At 41.9% G+C, this 4,002-nt stretch carries 4 protein-coding genes; all 4 read right to left on the reverse strand.

The window, feature by feature from the left end; translation table 11 throughout:
* Positions 1 to 11: 11 nt before the first annotated feature.
* Entirely contained in the window at positions 12 to 890 is an 879-nt protein-coding gene (locus tag B3V51_RS06885; protein WP_286708152.1) for a virulence RhuM family protein, read from the reverse strand.
* Positions 880 to 2,526 (reverse strand): AAA family ATPase, encoded by a 1,647-nt coding sequence (locus tag B3V51_RS06890; RefSeq protein ID WP_286708153.1) that lies wholly within the window; start codon positions 2,524 to 2,526, stop codon positions 880 to 882. The genes B3V51_RS06885 and B3V51_RS06890 overlap by 11 nt, the downstream gene beginning before the upstream one ends.
* A complete protein-coding gene (locus B3V51_RS06895) occupies positions 2,526 to 3,722 on the reverse strand; it encodes a restriction endonuclease subunit S (RefSeq protein ID WP_286708154.1) in 1,197 nt (398 codons plus the stop codon). Before B3V51_RS06895 ends, B3V51_RS06890 begins: the two co-directional genes overlap by 1 nt.
* 1 nt (position 3,723) lies before the next feature.
* Positions 3,724 to 4,002, reverse strand: a 279-nt coding sequence (locus B3V51_RS06900; RefSeq protein WP_286708155.1) for an N-6 DNA methylase, incomplete at its 5' end; no start/stop codon positions are given.

Below are 4,002 nucleotides of genomic sequence, written 5' to 3' on the forward strand. Positions count from 1 at the left end.
GTCTCACGGATTCAGGTGAATGTTAGGAATTTATCGACACTCTCAGCAAAGCGCTCCATCGTAAAAGTATTGCGCCGTTCAATGATGCCCTCGATATAATCAAAAAACGCAGATACGGCGCGCTCCAGCTGTTTTATTTCATTTTCACTCAGGTAGTTTTTCGCGACGATTGTATCCGACTTTAATACTCGCCCGTCCGGTGCATTTTTATAAGTGCTCATGCCCATCAAGGGCTTGCTGGCATCTGCTTTCAGCGCAATGATCTCTGCTGCGGTATGGCCGGTAATAGCAAAATGAAACTTATCCTGAACGTGGGCATAGAACTGCTGGGTGGTTTTCGATTTAGGATCATAATCGATGCTACATTCAGCAAAAATATCAGTGATCTGCTGATAAACGCGCCGCTCGCTAGCGCGTATAGAGCGCACCCGCTCCAATAGCTCCTTGAAGTAGTCCTTGCCAAAATAGCGGCCATTCTTGAGGCGCTCATCATCCATGGCAAAGCCTTTGATGATGTATTCTTTAATCAGCTTTGTTGCCCAGATGCGAAATTGGGTGGCCTGCGCCGAGTTAACTCGGTACCCAACAGAGATAACGGCGTCGAGGTTGTAGTACTCCAGTTTGCGTTTAACTTCACGTTTGCCTTCTTGTTGAACTGTTTCCAAAATGGAAATAGTTGCCTCACGTTGTAGTTCGCCTGAATCGTAAATATTATCCAAGTGCTTTGAAATGGCAGGTACACCCACGCCAAACAGCTGCGCAATGCGTTTTTGCGTGAGCCAAATGGTTTCGCCACTGAGCAATACTTCAACTTTCACATCCCCATTGGGGGCTGTGTAGAGTAAGAACTCTGAGGTTTGATCTTGGATGGTCAAATTCTTATTGATCAACTTCCACCTCCTGCTGCCAAAAACCATATTCACTGCTTATATGATTAACAAGCTCTTCAAGCTTTACTTTATCATTTTCCTCAACTTCGCCAGTCTCTTCACCTGCATGTGCAGAATGGCTAGATAACTGTAGAATTCGATTGGCATATGAGTCGAAAGAATGATCTGCAACTTTGGGAAGAAGGTTCTCCCATTTATCGTGTCCTAAGAATGTAGCGGTTTTTTCTAAAACATTTCTTAGAAAATTAAAGTGATATTTTTTAACTTGATTATCACTAATGGCTTTCCTTATCTCTGATAATAAGTGTAAGTGATAAGAAAAAGGTGTCTTTATACCAAGTTCAATTAAATCAAATCTTTCTTCGAGATTTTTATTTAAACGATATTTTTGGCATTGGTTTGGCTTATAATTCCAAACACGCGGCTCAGCTTCGGGGTTTTTACACCACTTATTATTAAATTCATTCGATAGCACATTATAAAAAAGCGGGTTGTGAGTGGTAATTACAAACTTAATATTACACTCACTTGATTTTATAAGGCTTGCCAAATTAACAGCTAATTCAATTAGGTGGTTATCATCTAAAGAGCTTACCGGATCATCGATGAAAACATACTCAAGCTCGTTAAAATAGTCATCTTCACGTTTATCTATATCAGGTTCTTTCAAGATCTCCATAACTTCTTCAAGTAGCGTAAAAAAAACACTCCACACGAAATTACTTTCTTCACCTTTAGATATTTTTATCGGCGGGGTATGTTCACTTCCACGCTCATAAGTAAATTCAACTTCAGGAAAAGTACTTATATTTACTCGTCGCCCGTTTTGAGTCATTTGGCTTGTTTCTTCTATAAACTTAGGCGTTAGTTTGTTGTTAGTATAACGCTGAAAATTGGCAATTATATTTTGATCTTGCCCGCGATCTCTTATTATCCAATCGGTAAACGTATTGGGTTGGATTTTCAGCTTCGGCTCTGCATCAGCATCTAGGTCGTTATCCCAGTAAAACAAGTCTTCCGTAAACGCGTTGTAATAAAAAACCTTGTGGCGCGACAGTGGCGCTTGCTCTGCACCATCAAGATCATCAAGTCCATCTTCCTTTGGCGCGATGATCTTTTTAAATTCACGTGACAAACGTGTTTTACCCGTACCATTGAAGGCATAGATTAACTGCACTTTTTTATCAGTATTCTTTAATTCATGGGCAATCCCTGTAAGAGATTTTAAATACTCCCCATAAAATTCAGAAATATCACATTTCTTAACGGCCCAATGCCCCCGGTGAAACTCAAAATCATCGATATCTAATTTTTGTTGCTTCTCCTTTAGAAGACTTCTAGTTAAAGGGTAGTAGTCTTTGCCAAATCTATACTTAACGCGTAAATTATTAGAATTAACTTTAATATCGGTAATTTTCCCAATTCTTGCATCAGCAACTTCATCCTCGACCGCAAATATGGTTGGCAGATTCTTGAGGTTATTTATTGCATCCTGATCTAATGATTGAAATTGCTCTTTGATAGCGGCTTCCGTATATTCAAGAAACCTGTCTTTTAGAATCGTGAATTCCCCTTGATCGCCTGAGTAAAAGCTAGGCACGCTTGCCATGATCAGGTTGTACAATTGACCGCTCATTAAGCTGCCTCATCTGCATGAGATTTCGGGAAGCTCAACAACAGGTCACGATAATACTCGTATTGCTTTTGACGTAGTTCGATTTCGCGGGGTAGACCTTCGCTGATCGAAGTGGTCAGGATGTCGAATTTATCAAGAATTTCAACAACCCTTGCCTGTTCAGCTAAAGATTTCTCTGGGTCATTTGGAAATGGGATTGGAATAAGCGTTTTTTTGATATTGTCATTGTACAATCGCTTGATTACACCACCGTCAGATACATTCCAGCTGGCAATCTGGTAAAAATAAAATAAGTACTTATTCAGCACCTTACTTTCATCATTTTCGAGCCAAACTATATTGCTGTCTTGAAAGTAAGCATCTTCTCCATTAAAGATCACGGCGCGACCGATTGTGCCGCTAGCAGATATAAGTATTTCACCCACTCTTGGGTAACTATATCTTTCCTTGTACTCCTCAAAGACATCTCGTGAAATGTATGCATCGGGCTCTTTTCCGAATGTACCTATTTTGAAGAATGGGATATCGCCAGAATCTGAGGTTTGATTTTTCATGATTCGCTTGCACATGCGAACATCGCCAATCCACCCCAACGTCTTCCACTCCACTTCCCCTTCCTCAAAACTCAACAACTGGTCGCGGTAGTGGTTGTATTGTTTTTTGCGCAGGCTAAGCTCGGCGGTCAGCTCGGCGGTCAGCTCGGTAAAGGTGTCCAAAATGCGGACGATTTCGGACTGAATCTCAAGCGATTTTTCGGGCATATCCGGGCAAGGGATGGGAAGTTCGAGCTTTTCAATTGCTGATTTAGATAAGCGTGGAATACTGGCACGCCGGACTTGGCCTTCAATTCTTTCTTTCTGCGTAAGCAAGAAATGATATAAATATTTGCTGTTCACTAACTCAGGTGTAACGGCGAAATAGACATCATCTGCTGCCCAAAACGGATCTTTGCTATAGCCAATCTCTCCAGCAGCACCGGCACAAATGATGAACGCTGTTTCGGCTTCTACATTGCTTTCATGATAATACCCAAGTGGTTTCATACTGTTCTGAAAAACTGCGTACTTACCACTTTCTTCTAGCTGAGATCTGACAAGCCGTTTGCCTCGCTGAAATTCGACAACACCACCCCCCAGCGCAATCCACTCCACCTCTACCCCATCCAGCAGCTTTTCCATAAAACTCAGTTCACTCATCTCAAGCTCCCTCTATTTCCGCCACAATTGCATCAATATCCGTCCGTAGCTGATCAATTTTAGCCACGGTGGTTTTCAATTCGGCATTTAGCTGAGTGATGTCGGTTTTCTCGCGAGTGTCCTCGGCTTCCACATAGCTGCTGACTGAGAGGTTATAATCGTTGGCAGCGATTTTTTCCAAGGGCACCGAGCGGGCCAGGTAATCGACATTCTCTTTGCTATCAAACACCGCCATGATCTGCTTGATATGTTCATCCGTCAGGACGTTGTTGTTGGTTTC

The sequence above is a fragment of the Psychrobacter sp. UBA2514 genome (assembly GCF_002341255.1).
Classification (GTDB): Bacteria; Pseudomonadota; Gammaproteobacteria; order Pseudomonadales; family Moraxellaceae; genus Psychrobacter; species Psychrobacter pacificensis.